Below are 26044 nucleotides of genomic sequence, written 5' to 3'. Positions count from 1 at the left end.
GCATCATTCATTTAACTCGCTTATATATTCGTTTAAAATTCATGCAAACGCACTGTATCCCCTTTAAATTTATATACAAGTTGGTATCCTACGCGCCCTTTTTTAATAGCAATTCGCTTAATTAAGTGATCTCTCTGAGGTGAGAAAATCGTGTCGATAACCAGGCAAAAATTTCGTTATTTAGTTGTTCTATATCAGAAAATTTTAACGCAATTAGCGTCAGATTTAATCCCTCAAATTGATTAAGTATTATTGCGGGTTGGTATAACATATGCCTATTAAAAAAGAAATCGTCAAGGAGCGAATACTGCTGCAAGGCACTTACTGTAAGTGACAGCTTTAACACAATCGGCATCGCGTATAAATATTGGTTTTAAACGTAAGATGTAACTTTAAATAGCAACATGCAATAGCACTATTAAGGTCAATTATGCGATTAGGACCAGGACTACTCGTCACCGCTGCCTTCATTGGACCAGGGACCATTACTACCGCCAGCGTGGCAGGTGCAAACTTTGGTTTTGCACTTATATGGACATTACTGTTTTCAGTAATTGCCACTATATTATTACAATCTATGGCGGCGCGCCTTGGCGTTGCCACCGGGCAAGATTTAGCTCAAGCGCTCAGAGCACATATTCAAACGCCTTTATTTAAATCTTTAGCTATATTTTTAGTCATCAGCGCCATTGGTGTGGGCAGTGCAGCTTATGAAGCGGGTAACTTAAGTGGCGCTAGCATGGGATTAATTGAAATATTCCCTCAAGTTAGCTCCCAACTATGGACACCACTTATTGCTTTGTTAAGTGCTGTTTTACTGTATAGCGGCAAACATAAAGTGGTTGAAAACGCGCTAATTTTACTCGTTATTTTAATGAGCTTAGTGTTTATCTCAACACTTGTAATGGCAGCGCCTTCACTGGGTGATGTATTTGCTGGTTTTATTCCTAGTATGCCTGAAGGCTCTATTACAACCATACTAGCTTTAGTTGGCACTACCATTGTGCCGTATAACTTATTTTTGCACTCCGGCGTACTCGCTGCTAGACACGACAGTAACAGCGACATGCAAAAAATGATTAAACAAACAAATGTTGATACAGGCCTATCAATCACTTTGGGCGGTGTGATCACTTTAGCTATTTTATCTACAGCTTCAGTTGCATTTTATGGCACCGATGCGGGGCAAATTAGTGCGGCTAACATGGCCGTGCAACTAGAGCCATTGCTTGGCGACGCCGCTCATTACTTTTTTGCTATTGGCTTATTTGCTGCAGGTTTAACAAGTGCTATTACAGCGCCGCTTGCCGGTGCTTATGCTGTGTGTGGCATGTTAGGCTGGTCTAACGATATGAGCAACACGCGCTTTAAAGGCGTCGCTATTGTTATTTTATTGTTTGGTGCTGCGGTGGCGTCACTCGGTTTAGACCCTGTCGCGGTAATTATATTCGCGCAAGCGGCTAACGGGTTATTACTCCCTATTGTTAGCACCTACCTTGTATGGCTGGTTAATCAAAAAGGGGTTATGGGAAACTACACAAATTCTTTGCTGTTAAACCTGGTAACCCTACCCGTTTTAATCCTAATTTTTGGGTTAAGTAGCTACAAACTGATTAGTTTAATTTTCTAATTAATTTCTAAAGGCCATATTTAAAGCCCGCTGTTTATAATAAACAGCGGGCTTTATTTATTAATCACTATATAACGTATAAACCGTACTTATATTCACACATCTAACACGCTTTTTGGTTTTTAGTTACTTTAAATAATTGCGAAAATGTAAAACCACCTACCGCGCCTGCAAGCAGTTGAGCATAAAAACCCCAGCCTCTTGCGCCCGCTATAATATGAATATTCATAATTGATTCAATGGCAATTAACACAATAGCAAATGCCACAATGCCAGCAATAACAAATAACTGAGTAGTGTATTTTTGAACCTTTTTATTAAGCTTTGCGGTAACAAAAAAAGCGATGGCAAGTGCTACGGCAATAATAGCGCCGTAGGTAGGTAACAGGCCTAACCAATCATCAAGCGTTAAACTAGCACGATCACTAAAGCCCACCACTACACCTACATTAACTAATTGATTGACAACGTATTGGCTATGAAACAAGCTAGCTAGTGTGAATGTAAGTAACCAAGAAACTAAAAATGAAGGCAATACACGTGTTAAAAACGACATGGTTATCTCAACTTAAAATAAAGCTTTTTTCTTATACTGGCCATGCTAACAAAGGCTTGCCCGGTAAACAATGTATCTCTTTTTTTACTCTGCTTTCGCTTTGTGCGTTTTCTGTTAATGCAAGCGCTGCGCTACCAAAGGAGCAATACAGTACACAAACACTGGCTACGCAATTACAGTCTCCGTGGAGCATGGTTGAACTACCAAACGGCACATGGTTAATTACAGAGCGTGATGGTCATGTAGTTATAGTTAAGAACAACGTGCAATCAAGAGTAAAATTAAACCTTGAGGGCTTATACGTTGCGGGCCAAGGTGGTTTACTCGACATTGTTTTATCACCAGATTATAACGACTCAAAAGAAGTTATTTTTACTTATGCCCAAGGTGATGCAAGCGCAAACAGGCTGGTTGTTGCCAAAGCCACGTTTAATGGCACTGACTTTTCAAAGCCTGACGTTATTTATAAAGTAGCGACTGATAAAAACACACCACAACATTACGCTGGTCGCACCCTCGTATTACCCGATAGCACATTATTAATTTCAACGGGTGATGGCTTTGACTTTAGAGAGCAAGCACAGGTTATAACAAGCCAACTTGGTAAAATATTACGTATAAACCTAGATGGCACCATCCCAAAAGATAATCCATTTATTAATCACGAAAACCAAAATGCACATGCTGTTTACTCACTTGGTCACCGTAACCCTCAAGGCTTAGTTTATGATTACGATACGCAGCAAATTGTTAGCAACGAACACGGCCCTGCAGGCGGTGACGAGCTAAACTACTTAACCGCTGGCACTAATTACGGATGGCCGGTAATCACCTACGGTAAAGATTACTCGCAAGCGCGTATTTCACCATTTACCGAATATAAAGGCATGCAAAAACCAAGTGTTAATTGGACGCCATCAATAGCGCCATCAGGCATGGCGTATTACGGCTCTAAACATGCAGCTTTTCCTTCGTTACAGCAACATGTGCTTATCACTACCCTTGTTGATAAAAAGCTGTACAGCGTTAATCTGGCCAGTGGTGAATTTACGCAGTCTCACGTATTTCCCAAGGCCGCAGGCAGGTTAAGAGATGTGCTTATAACTGATAAAGGTAACGTCGCGGTATTAACAGACGGTAAAGAGGCAAAGCTAATGTTGATGACAGCAAACTAATTCATAAAGCAAATAAAAGCCGCTGCGCTTTTAAAGTAAGTAGCGGCTTTCAATAAGCCACTTTGGTTAATTAAGTAATTTGATCAGTAAGATCAGGGGTTAACCCCTTTAGTTTTAAAATTAAGATGAGCGTCTTTATTATGTTATTAATAACGTTCCTGTCTCCAATTCCCTTTGCATATACTTACTGTGCTTGTTATTTACCCGCTTCTAATTGCTGTCTCAATAATTCAATAAGTTGAGTGTTAAGCCCTGTAATTTCGGCTTCTAGTAATTTCACTTTAGCTTGTGACTCTTCATCTTCTTTACTGCGTAATAATGCAGCTTCTTGTAGTAGTTTTTCTATCTTTTCTTGTATTTCAGCAATCTGTTCATCAAGTGGGTCTTCTTCAGATTGCGATGCCTGATTTACATCTTCATTGCCTGATAATTTACGTAACGCCTCTCGATTTTGATCTTCCAGACTTTTTTCTTTTCCTTCTTCAGATATATCCACTTGGTCACTTTGATCCGCTGCTTTGTGCACAGTCGCTTTTTCGGTTACTTCATCAGCTACCATCTTTAAAATTTGTTTTTGCGGGTAAGTTTCTAAAGGTTTAGAGGTTAAGTGAACTGACATTTTATCCATTTTAATATTCCTTGTTCCGTCAATTATTTGCGACCAGTAGTTAACCACAAATATAATGCTTTACCAAAAGCCAATTGTAATGGCCCTTGTTTGATTCTTTATTAGATTACACTTTACTCACAAGCTTGCCCATTGTTGTTTTAAACCAACAAGGTGAACAATACCAAAAGATAAACAAATAATAGAACTCCAAACCCAAAACTCAGGCGAACGCCCCATAGGGTTATTTATTAAAAAAAATCCAGCAACACCGCGGGCTAAATAAATAAAAGTTATTAGTATAAGAGCTAGGCGGATGAATGGAAGTTTAAAAATCACACCTGCGGCTGAAAATGCATACAATGACCAAGTTGATAGAATCAGAACAATTACACTAGTAATAAGAGTTGGTTGAATACTTCCTTGCTCAGAAAGTAATGCCATTTGCTCTCCTGCACCGAAGAACCGATACCAAGAACCTCCAAAATAGATACAACCTAAATGCAAAGTTGCTACAACAGCACTTAATGTACCTGCAATTATTAGAAAAACATTCATAGAGCGATAAAACCCCCGTGAGACATAACGAGCCTATAAATTAGCTGGTTTATTTATTTTGATAAACAAACCATAGCCGGGTTTTTATCTGGGTACAATCGATTGTTGAATGTTTACGCGTGATATCAAAGCTCGCATTAAACTAGACAGCCACTCCAATTGCAAATTAATCTGGCACTTCACTAAACTGCAAAAAATAGGATGGGTGTCACTGTTATTTTTTTATGCAATTAACTCTCATACTTGGTTTTCATCTGCATAGCTACGTGTTCAATTTCTGGATATATTGTTGATCTCATTATTCCTAAAGATGCTAATTGTTCTAATATTTTATGCTTGTGTTCTCTCATCACAATTAGCCTTTTAGAATCTATTAGAGCTTGTTTGCTTTCAGAAAAGTCCGCGCAACTCGTCTTTTTATTGTTGATACCAAACAATAGAAAAGCACCTTCTTGCTTAATAATTCTTGGGTTGTCTAGTCTAGGCTTAACACAAACAACAGTTTCCAAATGCTCAGCTTTAATCAGGGGCGCGAAATATGGCTTTTCCTCTTTTATTTCATGTAAAAGAAGTTTGATTTCACCTTCTTTATTAAAATCTTCTTCACTTTTAAATTTAATATTTTCAATTGAAAAAGCAGGAGGTCTTCGGGCTAAGTTTGCAATTACAGAAACAGTGTCACTGTTATAGAATTTGATATCATTCATATCAAAATCATAAATTATGACCTCTCCGTCATCATTTTCTTCACTACTACAAGCGAAATAAAGAGCAATTAAGGGGTTTTTAGTAATATCTAAAAGTCTGCTGGGAAGGAAGTAATGTTGCATTTTTACTAAATGTTCAAAGGTGCTCGCAGCTTCTTGGAAGTCATTTGGACATTTAGTAATAATTTCACGGTACATTCTATGTTCGTTTTCTATGAGCCCGTCATTTCTATAAATCGAAGGTTGTGCTTTAAATCCAAAATAACCTTGCCCTCGATAATACAATTCACCATTAGAATTAAGCTTTTCAATCTCGCCTAAGAATGTTCGTACACTACCAATTGACGTATGGTTGGCAATTGATGTCCGCTTTTTACGGTCATCAATCTCACTCATCTGACTTTGATGTTGCCTAAAACTCTTTTTATCGTATTTAGAGAATGAATCACTAACAGTAAAAGTGCCTTTATCCTCAACTAACAACGTTGACCATTTTTTTCTTAGATAGGTTCTTACCGTAGGAATGCTCCAATCAGTATATTTAGCTAATTCTGAAAGCTTAAACTTAGACTTAGTTTTATGCTTTTCAGAAAAAAACATAAAGGCTTTATCTACGTGATTCCATTTATCAGCTACCACTGAACTCTCCTTGCATATAACACCCCAATAAGCGGCAGCCGCGCTCTTTGCGGATGTCCGACTTCATTGGTTTGTTATACGTTTTGCTCACACAACCTCGTAATGTCGAAGTAAATAACCCTTGTATTAATAAGCTCATTTTGCAACTCTACCGCCAATAAATAACCTTTAGATACGAAATCACTTTCTAATTTGTTAGATAAAAAGCCTGATTTAGCTGGATCATCATGATTGAGCGTACTGTCGAATTCATATTGCCACTCATTTAAATCTGTGACCAGTTTTTCTGAAAGACTTATTGATGCAGGATCAATACAACCAACAGTATCATCGTTGTAGTACCAAAGTGGATAACAGCCATAATCTGGCATTAGCTTAATATGTGTCATGATCCCTTACGTATAACACTTACCATAACCGGTTTGTGGCGTTCTTCCACAAATCCGGTTAATGGTTTTGTTAGGTAACCGGTAACTCCGAGCTATCAATTGAAAATATAGGTTTCTCAACTCTATTAGTAATTGTGAAAATTGAGTCACGCCATGCTCCGTGGAAAAGAATAAACCAAGTTGAGTCCCTGAATTGGTTCGAAAATAATTGCTTTGAGTATAAAACACTACCACTCTTATCAATCAATGCAAAGTTGATATCTATCCCGCCAATTTTATAAGTTAGGGTCGTAGTAGCTCGGATATTCCTAGACTTATTCCATTTGCTGGTTTTTTTATGTATTCGTTCCAACTGGAAATCACAACCTAAGACCTTTTCAGCAATTAGATCAATGGTGTTTAAAATCTCAAAAGGTACGTTGAGCCTATTTCCTATAATTTTAAGAGAATCAGTTAGATAATAAAGAGACTTAACACATTTACTATGGTCGGAAAGTTCGCAAAAATCATCGAATATAAAGTCATCTCTTTTATAAGCCGCTATTCCATCAGATCGTGGTGGGATGTAATCCTCACCTGAATATCTTCCCAGATATACATTCAGCTTTGCCAACCCTGCAAAATCAAACTTATCAGGCAGATATATACAAAAAATATCTTCAACTAAGTTCCAATAGTTCATCAAGTACTTATTTTGTTCAAGCTTCTCTTTACTCGATTTACCACCGTTAACTAATTGAACATCGCGAAGTATCATAAGGTTACCTAACAACTTTGTATCCGACATTTGTCGGTTTATAAACCGAAAAATGTCCAAATATTACAAAGGTTCTAATTTAACCAGCTAATAAGCATTTGTAAACAACTAGTTAGCCGATATTTAAGCTTCCTTAATGTAGAAATGCCTCAAGATGGTAGAGATCAGTAATATCGGACAAAAAAGTAATGAACTATAAAAAATAGGTGTAAGCGATATTATTAAAAAGATAACTTAAATTTTTCTCTAAGCTTTTGCCTTTAACCTACAACAAAAAAGCCGCTATTAATTACAAATAGCGGCTTTCGAATTAAGATTTACAAGCTTAAAGCTTGCTTAACTTAAACTTGAATTTTATTGTTTACCAATTACTTCTAGTCCACCCATGTATGGGCGTAATACTTCTGGTACTACTACTGTGCCATCGGCTTGTTGGTAGTTTTCTAGTATGGCGACTAGTGTACGACCAACTGCTAAACCTGAACCATTTAGTGTATGTAGTAACTCTGGCTTTTTAACACCTTCACGGCGAAAACGTGCTTGCATTCTACGCGCCTGAAAGTCAGCCATGTTTGAACATGATGAAATTTCGCGATATGTGTCTTGCGCAGGTAACCATACTTCTAAATCGTATGTTTTAGCTGAACCAAAGCCCATGTCGCCCATACATAAAATTACTTTACGGTACGGAAGCTCAAGCGCTTGTAGTATTTGCTCTGCGTGACCTGTTAACTCTTCAAGCGTTGCCATTGAGTCTTCTGGTTTTACAAGCTGTACAAGTTCAACTTTATCAAACTGGTGCTGACGAATTAGGCCACGTGTATCGCGACCATAGCTGCCTGCTTCACTTCTAAAACACGGAGTGTGAGCAACTAAGCGAATTGGTAAATCGCTTTCATCGTAAATTTCGTCACGGGCGCTGTTTGTAAGCGGTACTTCTGCTGTAGGAATTAAGCTAAAGCCGGCTTGTTGTTCGCCGTCGTCATTTACAAGGCCTAATGTGTGGAATAAATCGCCTGCAAATTTAGGTAATTGGCTGGTGCCATAAAGGCTTGCGCTATTTACTAGGTACGGTACATACATTTCTGTGTAGCCGTTTTTATCAGCGTGTGTATCTAGCATAAATTGCGTTAGTGCACGGTGCATACGCGCAACTTGGCCGCGCATTACAGTAAAGCGTGCGCCACTAATTTTAACGCCCATTTCAAAGTCTAAACCTTTTAGGTCTTGGCCTACATCTACGTGGTCTTTAACTTCAAAATCAAACTTTTTAGGTGTGCCCCACGTTAAAATTTCAACGTTGTCGTCCTCATCTTTACCTTCAGGTACTGACTCGTCTGGCAAGTTTGGAATTGCTAAAGCAATGTCGTTAATAGCGGCTAATACTTCATCTTGCTCTGTTTTAGCGGCATCTAGCTCACTGCCTAAGTTAGCTACTGCATCAAGTAGTGGCTGTGCGTCTTCGCCTTTAGCTTTGGCTTGACCAATTGCTTTTGCGCTTGCATTACGTTGACTTTGAAGTTCTTGCGTTTTTACTTGTAATGTTTTGCGTTTTTCTTCAAGTGCCGTTACCGTCGCTACATCGAGTTCGTAACCGCGAGCTGCTAAACGTGCTGCAGTTTGTTCGATGTCTTGACGTAAAAATTTAGAATCTAACATGTTAGTTTTTTAACCTTTTTGCATTACTAGCTGAAGGCCCAGCCAAGCCATAAAAATACACACCATCACGTTTAAGATGATATTGAGGGCCATTTTAATAAAGTGACCTTGTTGTAATAACAACAACGAGTCCATTGAGAATGTTGAAAAGGTGGTTAATGCACCTAAAAAGCCAATACCGATAAGGGTTTTGGCGGGGCTTGCGGTGATAATTTCTTTATCTATCAAACCGTACAAAATGCCCATTAACAATGAACCCAGAATATTAACCGTCAACGTGCCAAAAGGGAATCCCCTACCGAGGAGTTTTAGCATGCTTTCGCTAATAAAAAACCGTAAACACGCACCTGAGGCTCCGCCAAGGGCGATCATCATATAAAGTTTAATCATTTTCGTATCGTCTAAGTGGGCTTTGCGCATCGCGCTCTTTTAGGTAATCGAGTTTTTGTTTTATTTTTTGCTCAAGTCCGCGCTCGCTCGGTAAGTAATATTCTTTGCCGTCCATCTCTGGTGGTAAGTATTTTTCACCTGCGGCAAATGCGCCTTCTTCATTGTGCGCATAACGGTACTCAGCGCCATACCCTAAGTCTTTCATTAAGTTAGTTGGGGCATTACGTAAATGCTCTGGTACTGGGTAACTTGGCTCGTTTTTGGCATCTGCTTTTGCTTGATTAAACGCCATATAAACTGCATTACTTTTAGGTGCGCTGGCTAAATACAGTGTGGCTTGTGCTATTGCACGCTCGCCCTCGCTTGGGCCAACACGTTGAAATATATCCCACGCGTTTAAAGCCACTTCCATCGCACGCGGATCGGCGTTACCAATGTCTTCTGTAGCTATGGCAAGTAAACGCCTTGCTACATACAAAGGGTCGCCACCACCGGCTAAAATTCGGCAATACCAATACAGTGCACCGTCGGGGGAGCTACCTCGTACTGATTTATGAAAGGCCGATATTAAATCGTAAAACTCATCGCCGCCTTTATCATATTTAGCTAAATGCGTGGGTAGCACTTGGCTAAGTACGTGCTCATCTACGTTGTATTGACCGTTTTTCTCGGTTGTTAAGTCAACTGCTTGTTCAAGTAAATTAAGTACTTTACGCGCATCGCCGCCACTTGCTTGGCACAGTGCCTTTTTAGCGTTGTCGGCAATAGTGATGTGTTTTTGGCTTAGCTGCTCGTCTTGTTTAAGTGCGCGCTCTATTACGGTGTATAAGTCGGTATCGGCAAGCGATTTTAAAACATACACGCGCGCACGCGACAATATAGCGTTGTTAAGGGCAAACGATGGGTTTTCTGTGGTTGCACCTACAAATATAAAGGTGCCGTCTTCTATGTGCGGTAAAAATGCATCTTGTTGGGATTTATTAAAGCGATGAACTTCGTCAACAAACATAAGGGTGCGTTGGCCACGGCTTTCTAGGTTGTCCCGCGCTTGCGTTACGCTGTCGCGTATATCTTTTACGCCTGCAGTTACCGCCGACATTTGAATAAGTGAGGCATCAGCATGGTTGGCAATTATTTGCGCAAGTGTTGTTTTACCAACACCAGGCGGACCCCATAAAATTAAACTATGGCATCGCCCCGCGACAATGGCTTGATGCAGTGGTTTATCAGCACTTAATAAGTGCTGCTGACCAATGTATTCATCAAGCGTTGTAGGGCGCATACGCGCAGCAAGTGGGCGTACATCGGGCCCAAAATTAAAACCTAAATTACTCACCGTTACTCTGATCGTCTATTTCAACACCTTCAGGAGGCGTAAATTCAAAAGTGCTTTGATCAAGCGGCGTATTAACTTGGGCATTGTTAAACGTAAATGACGATAGCTGCCCTGAGTTGTCGGTAACCACTAGTTTAGCAAGCCCTTGCTCGTTACCCGCAAATGCTATATCAAGTTGTTCTACTTGGCTTTCTACGCCTTTATTTGGCGTTACGCTAAAGCCTGTACTTGTTGCAAGTACGCTGTATTTTTCCCACTGTACTGGGTCTTTTGATGTCAGTAGCACAAATGGTGTTGAGTCGATTAGGCTGCTGGTTTTCATAATTGTTACTTGCTCAGCAAAGCTGTCGAAGTAATATGTTTTATCACCGTTTGATACAAATAACGTATCGTCTGGATTAGTTTGCTGCCAGCGAATCATCATAGGCTGTTGAAGCGCTATTGTGCCCTCGCCTTGCATAACTGCTTGGCCTTCTTTGTCTGTTACTTGTTGTGCAAACTGCGCTTTAAAGCTTTTTAAAGTGGCAAGTCTGTCTTGTAATGCTTGGCTGTCGTCAGCAAAGCTTGGTGCGGCAAGTACGCTGCCTAACACTAATAATAAGGCGTTAACTTTTTTCATGAATTTGCTCCATTAGGTACTAATACATCGCGAGCGCCGTTATGACCTGGTGAACTCACGATACCCGATGTTTCCATTTGTTCTACTAAACGTGCTGCGCGGTTATAGCCAACACGTAATTTACGTTGCACTGACGATACCGATACTTTGCCGGTTTCAATTACAAACGACACAGCTTCGTCGTATAACGGATCAGATTCTTCATCTGTATTTTCGCTAGCTTCACCCGGTAATAAAATATCTTCAGTGGCATCGCCATTGAGTATTTCGTCAATGTAATTTGGTTTAGCACGTGCTTTCCAATCGTTTACTACGGCGTGTACTTCGTGGTCGTCTACAAACGCGCCATGCACACGCTCTGGTACGCTAGTGCCTGGCGGTAAATAAAGCATGTCGCCCATGCCTAGTAAGTTTTCTGCGCCTTGTTGGTCAAGTATTGTCCGTGAATCTATTTTGCTCGATACCTGAAACGCCATACGTGTTGGAATATTAGCTTTAATTAAGCCGGTAATTACATCAACTGACGGGCGCTGCGTAGCAAGCACTAAGTGAATCCCTGCCGCACGTGCTTTTTGAGCAATACGTGCAATAAGTTCTTCTACTTTTTTACCTACAATCATCATCATGTCGGCAAATTCGTCTATTACTACAACAATACTTGGTAATTTACCTAGCTCGTCGGGGCCTTCTTTCATGCCATCGGTGTCTTTAAATAATGGATCAAGAATTGGGTAACCCGCTTCATTGGCTTCAAGCACTTTTTGGTTGTAACCTTTTAAGTTACGCACACCCAATGCTGACATTAATTTATAACGACGTTCCATTTCGCCTACACACCAACGCAATGCGTTAGCAGCTTCTTTCATATCGGTAACTACTTCACACAATAAATGCGGAATGCCTTCGTATACTGAAAGCTCAAGCATTTTAGGGTCAATCATGATCATACGTACATCGTCAGGACCCGATTTGTAAAGCAAGCTTACTATCATGACATTAACGCCCACTGATTTACCTGAACCAGTTGTACCGGCTACCAATAAATGTGGCATTTTACCTAAGTCAGCACATACCGGCTGACCAGCAATGTCTTTACCAAGCACCATGGTAAGAGGCGACGGATTTTGCTCAAATTTAGGGGCGTTTATTACTTCTGATAAACGAACTATTTCACGGTGTTTATTTGGAAGCTCAATACCAACATAGGTTTTACCTGGGATAACTTCTACAACACGTACACTAATTGCCGAAAGCGAACGGGCTAAATCTTTAGCTAAGCCTGTAATTTTAGACACTTTAATACCTGGCGCTAAATCTAGCTCAAAACGCGTAACAACGGGGCCTGGGTATACCGCTACTACGGTTGCTTGTACGTTAAAGTCGAGAAGTTTTGTCTCTACTAGGCGTGATACGCTATCAAGCTCTTCTTGCGAAATTGGGTTTTTAGCTTTATCCGGTCTGTCGAGTAAATCGAGCGATGGTAATGGCCCTGGTGGTGGCTCTTGCGTTAATAATTGCTCAAACTTTTCTTTTGCTGTTGGTGGTGGTTGATATTGCGCTTTTGGTTTAGGCATTGGTCTTGCTGGCGATACCACCGTTGTAACTGGTTTTTCAGGCTCCACAACTGGGCTTTGATCAAGCGCATTTAATGCAGCAGCCGTGTCCATTGGTTCGTCGTCTATGGCGCTAAAGCCAATTTCTTGATCGAGTATATCGTCAAGTTCATCAAACGGCATAAAGTCATCACTGATTTGTGGTTCACTAAACGGTGTTTGAGGCTTATCTATCGCTTTTTGTTTATCTGCTTTTTTAGCTGATGTAGGCAGCTCTATCTGCTCTTTTATATCGTCTTCAAAATGGGCGTCTGCTTCATCGTTATTATTTACTTTACCTGCAGTATGTTCTCGGTGCATCCAGCCTTTTGCATACGATACAACATAGCGATAAAGCCTAACCATTAAATCGCCAAGGTAATCTACAAAATCAACCCACGATACTCCCGTCAATAAGGTAAGCCCTGCAAAAAAGAAACACAGCAATAATATAGATGTACCGGTAAAGTTAAACGCAGGCATCATGGCTGATGCAATAACATCGCCCACTACCCCACCCGATGAAAAGTTATAAATATCGTCGAAATTAATACTACTAATAGCGGTAGCTGAGGTAATAAATAAGGCAAAACCAATAACACGCAGCGCTAAGGTAGTGTAATCAAGCTGTAAAATGCGGTGAGGTTGTTTAAATAGCAAGTAGCCAAATAGCTGAATGGCCGCTGGCACTAAGTAAGCCAACCAACCAAAGGTGAGTAATAAAATGTCGGCTATCCATGCACCGGCTGCTCCTGTGATGTTGCTTACTTCGCTAAAACTAGTTTGCGACCATGCAGCATCTGCTGGATCAAAGCTGATCAAGGCACATAAAATAAATATTGCCGTAAAGGTACTGATAATCAGCCCTGTTTCTAATAGTCTTTGCACACCGTTTAGGCGCATAGTTCCCTATTCCTCTTTATTATTCTATTTTTATTCACACTTACTTAGCAGTGAAATACCTTAGCAGGAAATGCAATTTGTTGCACTTTATCTTAACCTTGATGGCCTGATTATGAACAAGTTTTTATAATTTGAGCTTATATAAGCAAATGACGCAGTTAATATAAATAACCTCAAGTAATATAAGGACGAATAATTACGCCTTCTTCACCTTTTACTTCTTCCATTACTACATAAGTTCGGCTTTCACTTACGTTTGGCAGTTTCAATAGTATGTCGCCTAATACGCCACGGTATTCTGACATATCATTTACGCGCGTTTTAAGTAAAAAATCAAAATTACCCGATACTAAATGACATTCAATAATTTCTTCGTGCTTTTTAACCGCAGCACTAAACTCATCAAATACGTCGGGAGATGTTTTAGTAATCGTTACTTCTACATACACCGATAAACCTTGCCCAAGCTTAGCGGGATCGACCACCGCTTTATAGCCAAGTATATAACCTTCTCGTTCTAGCTTTTTTACTCGCTCCAAGCAGGGCGTGGCGCTTAGGCCAACTCGTCTGGCCAGTTCTACGTTCGACAAGCGTCCATCGTGTTGTAATTCCATTAAAATTTTACGGTCAATTCTATCTAATAATTGATGCATAGTGCCAACTAGTTTTTTATGCTGTTTATTTTTATTATCTAGATGATAACACTAGATTTGAGTTTAAAAAAGGTGAGACACACGGGCTTATGATGAATATAATAGTGGAAAATGTTAATCCGTTCTTAATAAGGCAAATGATATGATTATTGGTGTTCCTAAAGAAATTAAAAACCATGAATACCGTGTAGGTATGGTTCCTGCAAGTGTTCGTGAATTAGTAAACCACGGTCACCAAGTGATTGTAGAAACTGATGCAGGCATGGGCATTGGTTTTACTAACGAAGATTACACACAAGCGGGTGCTGAAATTTTAGCAACTGCTGCTGATGTTTTCGCTAAAGCAGACATGATTGTAAAAGTAAAAGAGCCGCAAGCTGTTGAACGTGCAATGCTACGTGAAGACCAAATTCTTTTCACTTACTTACACCTTGCACCTGATCTTCCACAAACTGAGGACCTTGTAAAAAGCAAAGCTATTTGTATTGCATACGAAACTGTAACTGACTCACGCGGTGGTTTACCGCTTCTTGCTCCTATGAGCGAAGTTGCTGGTCGTATGTCTATTCAAGCTGGTGCACAAGCGCTAGAAAAATCTAACCACGGTCGTGGCATGCTACTAGGTGGCGTACCAGGCGTTGAAGCTGCTAAAGTTGTTGTAATTGGCGGCGGCATGGTTGGTCGTAGCGCAGCGCAAATGGCTGTTGGTCTTGGTGCTGAAGTTGTCGTTCTTGATCGTAACATCGACGTATTACGTGCACTAGACGCGCAATTTGGTAATAAAGTTAAAGCTATTTACTCAACTGCTGATGCACTAGAAAAACACGTACTAGAAGCTGATTTAGTAATCGGTGGTGTACTGATCCCTGGTGCAGCTGCACCTAAACTAGTAACTGCTGAGCACATTAAAGCAATGAAACCTGGTTCTGCAATTGTTGACGTTGCAATCGACCAAGGTGGCTGTATTGCTACTTCTAAAGCAACGACGCATGCTGATCCAACTTTCATCGTTGATGAAGTTGTTCACTACTGTGTTGCTAACATGCCAGGTGCTGTTCCACGCACATCTACGTTTGCACTTAACAATGCAACATTGCCTTTCATCATTAACCTTGCAAACAAAGGTTATAAAAAGGCGCTACTAGATGACGCTCACTTCTTAAAAGGCTTAAACGTAATTAAAGGCCAAGTAACTTACAAAGAAGTAGCTGAAGCGTTCAACATGGAATATGTTGACCCACGCACAGCAGTAGAAAACGCATAATTTAGCGTTTCGTAGTTAGGTTGGTATTAAATAATATAGTAACCTAACTACAACCCATAAAAAAAGCAGCTAATTAGCTGCTTTTTTTTATATTTAAATTTCAGATTTATATAAACTTATTTAGATAAAACGCTTAATTATAAAATCTACTTTTACGCGCTTAGCTTGGCCTAGTAGTTTTTTAACTGGCTGCGGGTAATCATCCATTGTTTCTAAATCATCTGGGCCTGTTAAACGGCGGCAGTGTTGTAAAATTTCCTGCTTTTCGTTATCAATAGCATCCATAATTGTTTGCTCTGGATCTTCTATTAAAATACCGTTTTCGATATCAAGACCCCATGCACGCGGATTTAAGTTATGCCCACTCAGTAAATGTTTTGTTCTATCTGAGCAAATACCTTTTAAATGAAACGAATTACTTTCATCTTTCCACAGATACACATTTAAATTACCGTTATCGATGTGGCGTTTTTGCGTTTTTACAAACTTATGCAAAATAGTTTCGTATAAATAAGGCAACGCCCCTATTTTACTAAACGGCTCGCTTGGCGGTAAATAAAAGTCATTAGCTGTTTTATCCCCTACCACAATCGTAACTTGCTTGCCTTGCTTTAATAATCGGCGCAGTGATCGCATAAGTGGCGCCGGAAAATTAAAGTATGGCGTATACAACACAAGCTCTTGCTCTGTGGTATCAAATAACGCTTTTATTAAACGATTTAATTCGTTATTACGACGACCAAGCCCTAAAAACAAACGAATACCTAATGCTTGCGTATTCAGTTGCTCTGCTGCGTTGTAACTTGCGACTTTTAAATCACGCATTAATTGCTTTTGATCAAGTTTGAAGTCGTGTAAACGCTTAAGCGGTCGTGTGTCTATGCGTGGCACAGCAACGGAGCTAATTAGCTTTGTCTCAATAAAATCAACCACTGAGTCACACAGCTCGCTCTGCGTTATTAAAAAGTAACGATCGAGTCTGTAACGCTCGTTATATTGCAAATACACGTTGTTTAAGCTTGCGCCGCTGTAAAGTAAGGTATCGTCAATGACAAAACCCTTTAAATGTAATACGCCAAATAATTCTTTAGCTTTTACAGGTACGCCATAAACTTGTACGTTCGATTTAAACTTTTCTAAATCGTCACAGTATAAACTTGCGTTACCATCAGACTTCTCTGCACCAATTAAACCACGTTGCGCACGATGAAAATCCACCAGCACTTTTACATCAAGCGCAGGGTTCTCTAATGATACTCGATGCAGGGCTTCTAAAATCTCGCGGCCTGCTTCGTCATCCTGTAAATAAAGCGCTGTGATATAAATTCGTTTTTTTGCATTAGCTATCAAACGTAGCAATTGCGTTCGGTAATCTTGCGCATTGGTTAAGACGTTAACGTCTTTTGAAGTCAACCCGAATGCGGGTTTTTCCTGCCAAAATAACATAGTTGCCTATTCGCTTAGGTCACATAATCTATCAGTGACAAATAAAATTAGGTAAAACATAACAAAAAAAATCAAAGGGGTCATGAATTAACGCTGTTTTGTTGCCTGTTAGTCTATTTATTGAGCTACTTAGGTGTTTTAACTGTAAAAGTACTGAGCTCTAGTACACAATACTGCACAGCTTTTCGATTTGCGAAAAAAAATAATCGCGGATTTTGTTTACATCCGCCTTGATTTTCTTAGAATCGAGCGCATTAAAGACCGTATTAAACGTTTAGGAAAAAATAATGACTGAAGCAAAACATTGTAAGCTACTAATTTTAGGCTCTGGCCCAGCTGGTTATACTGCCGCAGTATATGCAGCACGTGCAAATTTAAACCCTGTTTTAATTACAGGCATTCAACAAGGTGGCCAATTAACAACCACGACTGAAGTTGAAAACTGGCCTGGTGATGCACACGGCTTAACGGGCCCTGCATTAATGGATCGTATGAAAGAGCACGCTGAGCGCTTTGAAACTGAAATCATATTCGATCACATCAATAAAGTAGATGTATCTAAGCGCCCTTTCACACTAACTGGCGACCAAGGTACTTACACATGTGATGCGTTAATCATTGCAACAGGTGCGTCTGCTAAATACTTAGGCTTAGAGTCTGAAACTAATTTCCAAGGCCGTGGCGTTTCAGCGTGTGCTACATGTGATGGCTTTTTCTATAAAGGTCAGAAAGTAGCGGTTGTTGGTGGTGGTAATACAGCGGTTGAAGAAGCGCTATACTTATCTAACATTGCTGACGAAGTACATGTTATTCACCGCCGTGATAGTTTCCGTAGTGAAAAAATACTTGCAGACCGCCTTGCTGAAAAAGCAGCTAACGGTAACGTTGTTTTACATTACAACCGCACGCTTGACGAAGTATTAGGCGACCAAATGGGCGTAACTGGCATTCGTATTAAAGATGCACACTCTGAAGCGACACAAGAGCTAGATTTAGCCGGTGTATTTATTGCTATTGGTCATAAGCCAAATACAGATATGTTTGTTGGTCAACTAGAAATGAAAGATGGCTACTTAGTTGTAGAGTCTGGATTGAATGGTAACGCAACTCAAACAAGTGTAGAGGGCGTTTTTGCTGCAGGTGATGTGTCTGACCACATTTACCGTCAAGCAATCACATCAGCGGGTACAGGCTGTATGGCTGCCCTTGATGCAGAGCGGTTCTTAGATAATTTATAAGCAATTAAATAAATTATAATAGGGCTGATTATTCAGCCCTTTTTTTATGTCTAAAATATAGTTACACTTTTACGATCAATTATAAAATAAGTACTGTATGAGAAATCAGCTATACCAATTAAGTGAAACCGATATAGCATTCCCCAATCCGGAATACGCATTAGAATCCCCTGATGGCTTGTTAGCAATTGGCGGAGATTTAAGTTTACCTCGCCTAAGTAATGCATACAAAAGCGGAATATTCCCTTGGTTTAGCGAAGATGAGCCTATTATGTGGTGGTCACCGAGCGAACGCGGGATTTTTGAACTGGATGATTTTCATATAAGTAAGAGCCTGCGTAAACATTTAAAAAAGCACCCTGTAAAAGTAACCATTAATAATGCCTTTGAGGAGGTAATAGAAGCTTGTCGCGATCAACGCCTTGATACCGATGGCACTTGGATCACCTCTGACATGCTCAACGCTTACGTTAATGCACATAATGCTGGCATTGCCCATAGCTTAGAAGTGTGGAGCAACGGAGAGCTTGCAGGTGGCTTATACGGTATTATGCAAAATGGTGTTTTTTGTGGTGAATCAATGTTTCATCATCAAACCAATTGCTCAAAGCTTGCTATGTGGGCACTGGTAAATTGGCTTAAACGTCATAATGCGCATTTTATTGATTGCCAGTTAGAAAATTCTTATTTAATGACCTTAGGTGCACAAGTAATCCCCCGCTCAACATTTTTGACTAAACTAAAAGCTGCACATAACTATATTATTAATCCTATTATGTGGGAGCCACAAGAACTTGACGCAATCTATGAATGAGCAACTTCCTGCACGTGTTGGTTTAACCCAAGAGTTTGACTGTAGTTATTTACCCAACAGACAAGAGCAACTATTAGTTATTCTTGATCCTAGTTGCTACAGCACAGACAAATTTGAGTCATTATTAGGCTTAGGGTTTCGTCGCAGTGGTAACCAAATATATCGTCCACACTGCCCAATATGCAGTGCATGTAATTCTGTACGTGTATTAGCACAAGACTTTATCCCTTCAAAATCGCAAAAACGTAAACTAAACAAAGCAAAAAACCAGTTTGAAGTGAAATACTCGATGCAAGAACGCCCTGAGTATTATCCGCTCTATAGTAAATACATAACGATGCGCCATCAGGATGGAAGTATGTATCCTCCTGAAAAAGAACAGTTTCAAAGCTTTTTACTTTGCAGTTGGCTCAAAATCACATTTATTGAACTATGGCACCAAGATACTTTAGCCGCAGTTGCCGTAACTGATTGTATGAACAGCTCTATTTCTGCAATTTATACTTTTTTTGACCCCGACTATGAACACTATAGTTTAGGCTCTGTGATGATATTAGAGCAGCTTAAATTTGCAAAAGAGCAAAATAAGCAATACGTGTACTTAGGCTATCAAATTGATGAATGCGATAAAATGAAGTACAAAACTCAGTTTTTACCAGCTCAAAAACAGCTCAATGATGAGTGGGTGGCTATTTAATTTGCAAATATAGCCCCTGCGCCTTTACTTATTGGTGTATTTTGGGCAAAATCTGCAGCGTTTAACTATTAAAGAGGTGTTACGCTAAACATGGCGAAAGAAGACGTAATCGAAATGCAAGGGACAGTCCTTGATACTTTACCAAATACAATGTTCCGAGTTGAGCTAGAAAATGGTCACGTAGTTGTGGCTCACATTTCAGGCAAAATGCGCAAAAACTATATCCGTATTTTAACCGGCGATAAAGTAACGGTAGAAATGACTCCTTACGATTTATCAAAGGGTCGTATCGTATTCCGTGCTCGCTAAGTAAGTGCGTAAACGAGATTTAGTTTTTGGCTAGTGTTTTACTAGCTTTAAGCGTTTATTAAATGTAATTGATAGACATTGACTAGCAATTACATTTAATAAACAAAAAACCCAGTTTTTACTGGGTTTTTTGTTGCCTATAAAAATGGCAAAAAAATGGCCCGCTATTATTTAGCGGGCCATTTTTATTTAACTTAGTTGTGTAATTAACGTTTTACGCTGGCGTTAAATTGCTCTCGTAATCAAAGCGGATCTTCTTGTCTTTAACCGATACTTTAACTGTACCGCCATCAACAAGTTCACCAAACAGTATTTCATTAGCTAATTGCTTTTTAAGCTCTTCTTGAATAACACGTGCCATTGGTCGTGCACCCATAGCCTTGTCATAACCTTTATCTGCGAGCCATTCACGCGCTTTAGGCGTAAGCTCAAGATTAACCGATTTTTTATCAAGCTGAGCTTGCAGTTCCACAATAAACTTATCAACCACCAGTAAAATAACTTCACGTTCAAGGTGGTTAAACCAAATAATGTTATCTAAACGGTTTCTAAATTCTGGCGAGAAAACTTTATTAATTTCGCCCATTGCATCGTGCGTGTGATCTTGCTCTGTAAAACCAATCGACTTACGCGTAGTTTCTTGTACGCCCGCATTGGTAGTCATTACAACCACTACATTTCTAAAATCAGCTTTACGACCGTTATTATCGGTTAACGTACCGTGATCCATAACTTGTAGTAAAATATTGTAAATATCTGGATGCGCTTTTTCAATCTCATCTAAAAGTACAACCGCATGAGGGTTTTTAATAACCGCCTCGGTTAATAACCCGCCTTGCTCAAAACCAACATATCCTGGTGGAGCACCAATTAGTCGGCTGATTGCGTGGCGCTCTACATACTCAGACATATCAAAACGAATAAACTCAACACCCATACATTTAGCAAGTTGCTTAGTTACTTCTGTTTTACCAACACCTGTTGGGCCTGCAAACAAGAACGAACCCACTGGTTTTTCTTCGCTTGATAAACCTGAGCGAGATAAACGAATAGCCGATGTAAGCGCATCAATAGATTGATCTTGTCCAAACACCAGCATTTTAAGGTTACGGTCTAGATTTTTAAGCGTCTCTTTATCTGTTGAAGACACATTTTGTGGTGGAATACGTGCCATCTTCGATATTATTAGCTCTATATCAGCCACACCAATGGTTTTTTTACGTTTAGAACTAGGCTGTAAACGTTGGTTAGCGCCCGCTTCATCAATTACATCAATTGCTTTATCTGGCAAGTGGCGCTCATTGATGTATTTAGCACTAAGTTCAGCAGCTGCTTTTAATGCTTTTTGAGTGTAGCGAATACCATGGTGCTCTTCGTAACGCTCTTTTAATCCATTTAAAATTTTAGTGGTATCAGCAACACTTGGTTCAAGTACATCAATTTTTTGAAAACGGCGTACTAATGCACGGTCTTTCTCAAAAATATTTTTATACTCATTGTAAGTGGTTGAACCCATACAGCGTAACTTACCACTTGAAAGAAGTGGTTTAAGTAAGTTTGAAGCGTCCATAACGCCACCAGACGCTGCGCCAGCACCTATTATGGTATGTATTTCATCAATAAATAAAATAGACCCAGGTTGTGCCTGAAGCTCTTTTAATAAGCTTTTAAAGCGTTTTTCAAAATCGCCACGGTATTTAGTACCTGCAAGCAATGCCCCCATATCTAGTGAGTACACAACTGCATCTGCAATTACTTCTGGTACTTGCTCGTTCACAATACGGTACGCTAAACCTTCAGCAATGGCTGTTTTACCAACGCCCGCTTCACCAACAAGTAATGGGTTATTCTTTTTACGACGACACAATACTTGTACCGTGCGCTCTACTTCGCTGTCGCGCCCAATCAATGGGTCAATATTACCTTCACGAGCCTGAGCGTTTAAGTTAGTTGTAAAGCTGTCTAGCTTACTTGCTTCTTCGTTTTGAACTTCTTGCACTTCTTCATGTATATCATCGCTGTCGTCGCCTAGTTCATCATCAGCTTTTGAAATGCCGTGCGAAATAAAGTTAACAATATCTAAGCGCGATACATCATGCTTTTTAAGTAAATAAACAGCTTGGCTCTCTTGCTCTGAAAAAATAGCAACCAGTACATTGACACCCGTCACTTCGTTTTTTCCTGACGATTGCACATGAAACACAGCACGTTGTAATACACGCTGAAAACCAAGCGTTGGCTGAGTTTCACGCTCTTCTTCTAAATCTGGGATGACAGGTGTTGTTTCGTCAATAAATTCTAATAATTCGGTTTTTAAGCCTGAAAGATTAACACCACACGCGTTTAAGGCTTCTCCTGCAGAAGGATTATCTAATAGCGCAAGTAAAAGGTGCTCTACGGTCATAAACTCATGACGGCGAGTGCGCGCTTCACGAAACGCGGCATTTAAAGTGAGTTCTAAGTCTTTGTTTAGCATTGGCAACCCCTTACTGAGATAATAATTTATACCACAACAATCGGATGTTTGATCACCCTAATTGGTATTTATACCAATTGTATTAAATTGGTATTATTCCTGCTCACAACTACAAAGCAGTGGATGCTCGTTATCCCGTGAGTAACGGTTAACTTGTTCAACTTTGGTGTGGGCAACATCGGCGCTGTAAACACCGCAAATACCCTTACCTTTTTCATGAACCTGAAGCATCACATCGGTTGCTCTATCGCTATCCATATTAAAAAACGTCGTTAAAACTTCAATTACGAAGTCCATCGGCGTGTAGTCGTCGTTATTTAAAACAACTTTATATTTTCGCGGCGGCTGTAGCTTTTGCTTTTCACTGTCGCGAACTGTGTCGATAACACCTGAATCTTTCATACCACTCATAATTAAATATAGTCTTGTCTTTGTAACTCAAGCAAACTTGAATAAAAAATAAATAAAATGTTAAAAAATAACTCAAAACACTTGACTGGTTGGCTAAATAAACTACAGTCAAACATAGATTGATTAAACCTTAGTCAGTCTAGCAAATTATACGGTTTAGAATAACTAAATTAGTCAACTTATTGAAGGATGTAGAAGTATGGCTTGTGGTAAAGTTAAATGGTTCAACAACGCCAAAGGTTTTGGTTTCATCGTAGAAGACGGCTGCGAGAATGATATCTTCGCTCATTACTCAACAATTGTAATGGACGGCTATAAAACGCTTAAAGCTGGTCAAGATGTAACATTCGAATTAGAACAAGGGCCTAAAGGCCTACACGCTAAAAATATTGCCCCAGATGGTGACATTATTGAGTGACGATTGTTTTGTTCGACTAAAGCGAGCGACCTTTTAAGATCCTCGCTTAATTCCTTAAGCATACTAACTTATCTCTTCTTCTCTTATTTATTGCCTCTTTTCATTCAAATTCAACCCTTTTCCTTGAATTTATTTTATATACCCCAATGTTCTAAGAGTTGATTGTTTAACTGCTTATTGGGCATGCTCAAACTCTAGCCCTTTTTATTTAAGCTTGTTACACTCTTGGTGCTAAAAATTGCGCATAACACCTTATCGCCTCTTTTATATGTACTAGGCTAAAGGCTGATTTATTTTTGTTAATTTTTTAGCTATAAATACGATTCCAGTTCGTCAGGTGTGACTATTCTGCTTTTATAAAAGAGCAACGCTGAGTACCAACACCTAACAAACTACTCATTACGAGCGTACGTGTTTATTAACTTGTTTAATAATATGTACTCACTCATAAGTAATGATTTTCTTTGCATTGTTGAATAAGACCTTATCGGTCGACTATCTAGGAATGATGATGACATCAAAAATTATCTATACAAAAACGGACGAAGCTCCGGCACTAGCAACTTATTCGTTGCTACCGATCATCCAAGCATATACAAATGCGGCCGGTGTTGAAGTTGAAACTCGCGACATATCATTAGCAGGTCGTGTAATTGCTAGCTTCCCTGATTATTTAACAGAAGAACAACGCATTGGTGATGCACTTGCTGAACTTGGCGAGCTTGCTAAAACACCAGAAGCAAACATCATCAAATTACCAAACATCAGTGCATCTGTACCACAGCTTCGCGCTGTAATTAAAGAGCTTCAAGCAAAAGGTTACGCTCTTCCAGAATACCCTGTGGAACCTAAAAATGATGAAGAAAAAGCAATTCAAGCGGCTTACGACAAAATTAAAGGCAGTGCAGTAAACCCTGTACTACGTGAAGGTAACTCAGATCGTCGCGCGCCAGGCTCTGTAAAAGAATATGCACGTAACAACCCACATTCAATGGGTGCGTGGAGCAAAGATTCTCAGTCTTACGTTGCAAGTATGAGCGAAGGCGATTTCTTCGGTTCAGAAAAATCAGTAACTGTTGATACAGCCACTGATGTGCGTATTGAACATGTTGCAACTAACGGTGACGTTACTGTTCTTAAACAAAGCACACCTCTTTTAGCTGGCGAAGTTATTGATGCATCAAGCATTAGCGCTTCTAAGCTTCAAGCTTTCTTAGCTGCAGAAATTGACGCTGCTAAAGAGAAAGGTGTTTTGTTCTCGCTTCACATGAAAGCGACAATGATGAAAGTATCTGATCCAATCATCTTCGGTCACGCTGTTAAAGTATTCTACAAAGATGTATTTGCTAAACACGGTGAGCTTTTTGAAGAGCTAGGTGTTGATGTAAATAATGGTTTAGGCGACGTATATTCTAAAATCCAAACATTAGACGATGCTAAGCGCGAAGAAATTGAAGCAGATATTCAAGCTGTTTACGCTAACCGCCCTGCTATTGCTATGGTTGATTCTGACCGTGGTATTACTAACTTACACGTACCAAGTGACGTGATCATCGATGCATCTATGCCTGCAGCAATCCGTTCAAGCGGTCAAATGTGGAATAACGATGGTAAATTACAAGACACTAGCTTTGTAATTCCTGATCGCTGTTACTCAAGTGTTTACCAAGCAACTATCGATTTTTGTAAAGAAAATGGCGCGTTTGATCCAACAACAATGGGTAGCGTTCCAAATGTTGGCCTTATGGCTCAAAAAGCTGAAGAATACGGTTCACACGACAAAACATTTGAAGCAAAAGCGGACGGTTCTATCCGTGTTGTTGATGCAAATGGTAATACATTACTTGAGCACAGTGTTGAGCAAGGCGATATCTGGCGTATGTGTCAGGTTAAAGACGCACCAATTCAAGATTGGGTTAAGCTTGCAGTAAATCGTGCACGCGCAACAGGCGTTCCAGCTATTTTCTGGTTAGACGAAAACCGTGCACATGATGCGCAGCTAATCAAAAAAGTAAATAAATACCTACCAGATCACGATACAGCTGGCCTAGATATTCAAATTTTAGCACCGCTTGAAGCAACATTGTTCTCACTAGCGCGTATTAAAGAAGGTAAAGACACTATTTCTGTAACAGGTAACGTTTTACGTGATTACCTTACAGATTTATTCCCAATTTTAGAGTTGGGTACAAGTGCTAAAATGCTTTCAATTGTTCCACTTATGAACGGTGGTGGCTTATTTGAAACTGGCGCGGGTGGTTCTGCACCTAAGCATGTTCAACAATTCGAAAAAGAAAACCACTTACGTTGGGATTCTTTAGGTGAATTTTTAGCACTTGCTGCATCACTTGAGCACTTAAGCGTAACTGCTGGTAACAACAAGGCACAAGTACTTGCTGATACCCTAGATAAAGCAACAGGTACGTTCCTTGCTGAAAACAAATCGCCTTCACGTAAAGTGAAAGAAATTGATAACCGTGGTTCTCATTTCTTCCTATCTTTATTCTGGGCACAAGAACTTGCTAAGCAAGATGATGACAGTGAACTTAAAGCACAGTTTACTCAAATCGCTAGCGACCTTGAGTCTAATAAAGAGCAAATCGTAAGTGAACTTAACGATGCGCAAGGCCCTGCAGTTGATTTAGGCGGTTACTTCCAGCCTAACGATGATGCAGCCTTTAAAGCAATGCGTCCAAGCACTACATTTAACGATATTCTTGCTAAATTAGTATAAATATCGGTTTAAATTTAAAAGCCGCTTACTTGTAAAAGTAAGCGGCTTTTTTATTTCTAAACTTTAC

The 26044-nt window shown here is 39.8% G+C and carries 24 protein-coding genes; 9 read left to right on the top strand and 15 right to left on the bottom strand.

What is annotated here, in order from left to right; genetic code table 11:
* Positions 1–430 precede the first annotated feature (430 nt).
* Positions 431–1630, top strand: coding sequence for an Nramp family divalent metal transporter (locus H5089_RS00120; protein ID WP_182711185.1), 1200 nt, complete (start codon positions 431–433; stop codon positions 1628–1630).
* Between the two features lie 103 nt (positions 1631–1733).
* Here H5089_RS00120 and H5089_RS00115 read toward each other — a convergent pair whose 3' ends face one another.
* Positions 1734–2186: a hypothetical protein gene (locus H5089_RS00115; RefSeq protein WP_182711184.1), complete on the bottom strand. Its 453-nt coding sequence runs from the start codon at positions 2184–2186 to the stop codon at positions 1734–1736.
* Between H5089_RS00115 and H5089_RS00110 the strand changes: the two genes are divergently transcribed.
* A complete protein-coding gene (locus tag H5089_RS00110; protein ID WP_182711183.1) occupies positions 2171–3361 on the top strand; it encodes a PQQ-dependent sugar dehydrogenase in 1191 nt (396 codons plus the stop codon). The two genes, H5089_RS00115 and H5089_RS00110, sit on opposite strands and share 16 nt — an antisense overlap.
* Before the next feature lie 196 nt (positions 3362–3557).
* On the opposite strand, the gene H5089_RS00105 is transcribed toward H5089_RS00110, so the two are convergent.
* From H5089_RS00105 to lrp, 11 genes are all read right to left on the bottom strand, one after another.
* Positions 3558–3980 (bottom strand): hypothetical protein, encoded by a 423-nt coding sequence (locus H5089_RS00105; protein ID WP_259396021.1) that lies wholly within the window; start codon positions 3978–3980, stop codon positions 3558–3560.
* Between the two features lie 126 nt (positions 3981–4106).
* Entirely contained in the window at positions 4107–4526 is a 420-nt protein-coding gene (locus H5089_RS00100) for a hypothetical protein (protein WP_182711181.1), read from the bottom strand.
* 230 nt (positions 4527–4756) lie between these two features.
* Positions 4757–5872: an FRG domain-containing protein gene (locus H5089_RS00095; protein ID WP_182711180.1), complete on the bottom strand. Its 1116-nt coding sequence runs from the start codon at positions 5870–5872 to the stop codon at positions 4757–4759.
* Positions 5873–5946: 74 nt separating this feature from the next.
* Positions 5947–6261 (bottom strand): hypothetical protein, encoded by a 315-nt coding sequence (locus H5089_RS00090; RefSeq protein WP_182711179.1) that lies wholly within the window; start codon positions 6259–6261, stop codon positions 5947–5949.
* Positions 6262–6331: 70 nt separating this feature from the next.
* Positions 6332–7018: a hypothetical protein gene (locus tag H5089_RS00085; protein WP_154903015.1), complete on the bottom strand. Its 687-nt coding sequence runs from the start codon at positions 7016–7018 to the stop codon at positions 6332–6334.
* Positions 7019–7372: 354 nt separating this feature from the next.
* Positions 7373–8677 (bottom strand): serine--tRNA ligase, encoded by a 1305-nt coding sequence (serS, locus tag H5089_RS00080; RefSeq protein ID WP_182711178.1) that lies wholly within the window; start codon positions 8675–8677, stop codon positions 7373–7375.
* Positions 8678–8686: 9 nt separating this feature from the next.
* Entirely contained in the window at positions 8687–9067 is a 381-nt protein-coding gene (gene crcB / locus H5089_RS00075) for a fluoride efflux transporter CrcB (RefSeq protein ID WP_021032117.1), read from the bottom strand.
* Positions 9060–10403, bottom strand: coding sequence for a replication-associated recombination protein A (locus tag H5089_RS00070; RefSeq protein ID WP_154903010.1), 1344 nt, complete (start codon positions 10401–10403; stop codon positions 9060–9062). Before H5089_RS00070 ends, crcB begins: the two co-directional genes overlap by 8 nt.
* On the bottom strand, positions 10396–11022 hold the full coding sequence (lolA, locus tag H5089_RS00065; RefSeq protein WP_182711177.1) for an outer membrane lipoprotein chaperone LolA: 627 nt from the start codon (positions 11020–11022) through the stop codon (positions 10396–10398). The genes H5089_RS00070 and lolA overlap by 8 nt, the downstream gene beginning before the upstream one ends.
* Positions 11019–13517 (bottom strand): DNA translocase FtsK, encoded by a 2499-nt coding sequence (locus H5089_RS00060; protein WP_182711176.1) that lies wholly within the window; start codon positions 13515–13517, stop codon positions 11019–11021. Before H5089_RS00060 ends, lolA begins: the two co-directional genes overlap by 4 nt.
* Before the next feature lie 173 nt (positions 13518–13690).
* The gene (lrp, locus tag H5089_RS00055) at positions 13691–14170 is read right to left on the bottom strand and encodes a leucine-responsive transcriptional regulator Lrp (RefSeq protein WP_007582985.1); all 480 of its coding nucleotides are present in this window, start codon (positions 14168–14170) and stop codon (positions 13691–13693) included.
* A gap of 142 nt (positions 14171–14312) precedes the next feature.
* Between lrp and ald the strand changes: the two genes are divergently transcribed.
* Positions 14313–15434 carry an alanine dehydrogenase gene (ald, locus tag H5089_RS00050; RefSeq protein ID WP_002962982.1) on the top strand — a complete coding sequence of 374 codons (1122 nt, stop codon included), beginning with the start codon at positions 14313–14315 and terminating at the stop codon, positions 15432–15434.
* A gap of 120 nt (positions 15435–15554) precedes the next feature.
* On the opposite strand, the gene pssA is transcribed toward ald, so the two are convergent.
* Positions 15555–16880, bottom strand: coding sequence for a CDP-diacylglycerol--serine O-phosphatidyltransferase (gene pssA / locus H5089_RS00045; protein ID WP_002962483.1), 1326 nt, complete (start codon positions 16878–16880; stop codon positions 15555–15557).
* Between the two features lie 287 nt (positions 16881–17167).
* Between pssA and trxB the strand changes: the two genes are divergently transcribed.
* The 4 genes from trxB to infA all read left to right on the top strand — a co-directional run bounded on the left by trxB (position 17168) and on the right by infA (position 19938).
* Entirely contained in the window at positions 17168–18118 is a 951-nt protein-coding gene (gene trxB / locus H5089_RS00040; protein WP_182711175.1) for a thioredoxin-disulfide reductase, read from the top strand.
* 97 nt (positions 18119–18215) lie between these two features.
* Entirely contained in the window at positions 18216–18932 is a 717-nt protein-coding gene (gene aat / locus H5089_RS00035; RefSeq protein ID WP_182711174.1) for a leucyl/phenylalanyl-tRNA--protein transferase, read from the top strand.
* Positions 18925–19629, top strand: a complete 705-nt coding sequence (locus H5089_RS00030) for an arginyltransferase (protein WP_182711388.1) — start codon at positions 18925–18927, stop codon at positions 19627–19629. Before aat ends, H5089_RS00030 begins: the two co-directional genes overlap by 8 nt.
* 90 nt (positions 19630–19719) lie before the next feature.
* Positions 19720–19938 (top strand): translation initiation factor IF-1, encoded by a 219-nt coding sequence (infA, locus tag H5089_RS00025; RefSeq protein WP_002962494.1) that lies wholly within the window; start codon positions 19720–19722, stop codon positions 19936–19938.
* Between the two features lie 214 nt (positions 19939–20152).
* Here the strand turns inward: infA and clpA are convergent, their stop codons facing one another.
* Complete coding sequence (gene clpA, locus H5089_RS00020) at positions 20153–22414, bottom strand: ATP-dependent Clp protease ATP-binding subunit ClpA (RefSeq protein ID WP_024595509.1); 2262 nt, start codon at positions 22412–22414, stop codon at positions 20153–20155.
* Positions 22415–22507: 93 nt separating this feature from the next.
* Positions 22508–22816 (bottom strand): ATP-dependent Clp protease adapter ClpS, encoded by a 309-nt coding sequence (clpS, locus tag H5089_RS00015; protein WP_002962498.1) that lies wholly within the window; start codon positions 22814–22816, stop codon positions 22508–22510.
* A 208-nt stretch (positions 22817–23024) separates the two neighbouring features.
* On the opposite strand from clpS, the gene cspD reads away from it, so the two are divergent.
* Both cspD and H5089_RS00005 read left to right on the top strand, forming a co-directional pair.
* Positions 23025–23243 carry a cold shock domain-containing protein CspD gene (cspD, locus tag H5089_RS00010; RefSeq protein ID WP_002962500.1) on the top strand — a complete coding sequence of 73 codons (219 nt, stop codon included), beginning with the start codon at positions 23025–23027 and terminating at the stop codon, positions 23241–23243.
* 511 nt (positions 23244–23754) lie between these two features.
* Positions 23755–25977, top strand: coding sequence for an NADP-dependent isocitrate dehydrogenase (locus H5089_RS00005; RefSeq protein WP_182711173.1), 2223 nt, complete (start codon positions 23755–23757; stop codon positions 25975–25977).
* Positions 25978–26044 lie beyond the last annotated feature (67 nt).

Origin of the sequence: Pseudoalteromonas sp. SR45-1, assembly GCF_014163655.1 — a bacterium.
Classification (GTDB): Bacteria; Pseudomonadota; Gammaproteobacteria; order Enterobacterales; family Alteromonadaceae; genus Pseudoalteromonas; species Pseudoalteromonas distincta.
The sequence above is the reverse complement of the archived record's forward strand: the minus strand, read 5'-3'. Positions and strand labels throughout refer to the sequence as shown.